General features: G+C 53.9%; 2 protein-coding genes. Both read right to left on the bottom strand.

Annotation, left to right across the window (positions count from 1 at the left end):
- Window positions 1-115: 115 nt before the first annotated feature.
- A complete protein-coding gene (locus H483_RS38630) occupies window positions 116-1,852 on the bottom strand; it encodes an ATP-binding protein (RefSeq protein ID WP_081615151.1) in 1,737 nt (578 codons plus the stop codon).
- The coding region (locus H483_RS38625; RefSeq protein WP_193746858.1) for an SIR2 family protein at window positions 1,849-2,488 on the bottom strand (640 nt) is incomplete at its 5' end. The genes H483_RS38630 and H483_RS38625, both read right to left, overlap by 4 nt.

The following is a 2,488-nucleotide window of genomic DNA, read 5'->3' as shown; positions in this document are numbered from 1 at the left end:
GTTGTAGGGTGTGGGACGGGCGCGTGGCGACCAGCCAGCCCCTTTGCAGCTGTCCGCAATCGGTTGAAGTGGCTCCAGAGCTGTACGTCTTTTGGTCGCCGTCCGAACCGACGAATCACTTTCGAGACTGCATGCGCATAGCTTCAACCGCTGAAACAATGTCGACTTCCTGGACTTCTACTTCATTCCACTCGCTCCAGAAGTCTTTTGTTGCGCTAGCGGGTTTCACTTCTGGCATGTCGAGACGGATGCGTGTCGGTAGGATGATTGCATCCCCTAAAAGTATAGCCTCGCCAACATCGAGGAGCGGCAATGATGCGGTGAGGCTGTCCATGGTATCCGGCATGAGCCGCTTCACCACCGCTTGGTCCTGGTCGTTGGTCATTCTAAGTGCAATGAAGTTATTGCACTGTGAAAGGACGGTTCGACTAACATCCGATGGTCGTTGACTGACAACGAGAAGGGAGATGCCGTACTTTCGGCCCTCCTTCGCGATTCTCTCGAAGGAGTCGAGAGCCCTCAGCTCGGCTACATCGGCAACACCAGCAGGCAAGTAGAGGTGCGCCTCATCGCAAACGAACGTGATTGGGGTTCGTTTTTGCTCCTCCGTCCAGAAATGAATTTCGTAAAGAACTCGAGCAAGAACTCCAACGACTATGGGGAGAACGTCGCTCGGAACCTCGCTAAAGTCAATGACTTTGATTCCCGGATTCGTTCCTAAGAGGTCATTTGCAAGTTCGTGCAGCCACTCGTAATCTTCGGATTCGCCAGGAGGAGAAAACATGAAGGTGTAGCGTCGATCCTCTGTGCGACTCTTCATGCGGTTTATGAACCGTGTTAACCGACCGAAAAACGGGCCTTGTTTCTCTCTGCCGCCCGAACCGGAAACCATTGCAGTATCGTCCGCTGAAAGACGCTCAAACAAGCCGGAGAGGCTGAATGGAATAGGGCTGTCTACCGTGAACCTGTCAACAACGTCTTGACGGCCTTCTTTTATTAGGTGCTCTCGCTTGAGTTCGCGAACATGGTGCGTCAATCTTGCAGCCTGATTGGGCGCATTGTCCTCGGACCGGTCAAGTAGGAGCGCCTGCATTTCTTCCTGATTTAGCAACCACCAAGGAATGTACAGTGCGGCTTTGTTCGACTCCCTGTTGTCTCCCGGGCCCGCAATTCGGAAACCGCTGGCCGTTGGGCTTTCCCCCATCGTCAGCGGGCCGTATTCTCCGTGCATATCGAACACAATCAGATTTGGATGAGCAAGTGCCCTCGCGCGCTCGAGAATAAGCGCAACAGCCCAGCTTTTTCCGGATCCAGTACTTCCCAGTAGAGCGGCGTGGCGTTGGAACAGCCGGTCGCCATCAGCAACCGCAACAGCGGAGGGGTCGGCCACGAATGTGCCCAATCGCAGTCTCTTATCCGGATCAAGTTGCTTGGCGAGGAGGCCCATAAGCTTCTGCAGGTTAGTGCCCTCGACGATCCAGCACGGTGATTCGACAAGTGGGTAGCTGTCAGCTCCCCTCTTGAAGGTGTCCTTCTTGCTGCCGTGAACAGTGCGGTATGTGCCTAAGAGTACGACTCTAAGGAGGTCTCGCTGCCTTGCCTCCACGGGAAAGTTCCCGTCGTCAGACAACTTATCCAACATGGCTTCGTCTTGAAGGTCGCGGGTGACTCTGTCTAGAACCCCAACTAGATACTCTGATGAGCTGGCCCCCTGAAAAGCGATCAGACTTCCGACCCCGGTGCGAGTTAGTCTTTCGTGATCGGTGGCCTCGGCCCAGACGCTTGAGGTGTCGACGCGGAACGCGCGGCCGAGAGCCTCCGACGCAATGAATTCCAATGATGACTCGGTCATGTGTGCAGCACCTCTTCCACTAGGTGATCAATTTGCCACAGCGCTTTGTCGATTTCGGTCTCTTTTCCGTCCGTTCTTATTAGTGAACTGGCTAAATCTTCCGCCGCTTCGATGCCAATTGCCGATGAGTTCATATCGAGATACTCAAGGGCATTGGGGGTGAGGCTCTTAGATATTATCACTGCTGGAACGTCGGGAAATCGCCTCTTTAAATGGGTTTGAAGGTGCTCGTCGTTGAAGCCGTACCCAATAAATAGAAGCGCGGAAGCGTTTGCGATTGCCTCGTTCGCGCGTGTGCGTTGTGCGTCGAATGGCACCTCATAACCAAGTCGATATTTGTTCCCTCCCGGTGCAATGATTTGTTGAGCCCAAGGGAGCGGTAGTTCGCTACGATAGTTTCGGCCATCGTGGCTAAACCAATCGAGGCTTCCATGAGGTTTTGCGAGTCGAATGTGGGGCCGAGGACGAATTTGAATAGACGACGCTTTGCCGGCAACGGTTTCGGGCTTGAGTAATTCTTCTCGACTTAGATGCGCGTCGAGTCTGCCGATTGTGTGCCCATAGTACATTGTGTCCACACGCACGTTTGCGTGAGCGGCGTGTATTTCGATGAGGCGATCGTAGTTGGTAGTAATG

This window comes from Dietzia sp. UCD-THP (assembly GCF_000349585.1).
GTDB lineage: Bacteria > Actinomycetota > Actinomycetes > Mycobacteriales > Mycobacteriaceae > Dietzia > Dietzia natronolimnaea_A.
Note: the sequence above shows the minus strand (reverse complement) of the source record. Positions and strands in the feature narration are given on the sequence as shown.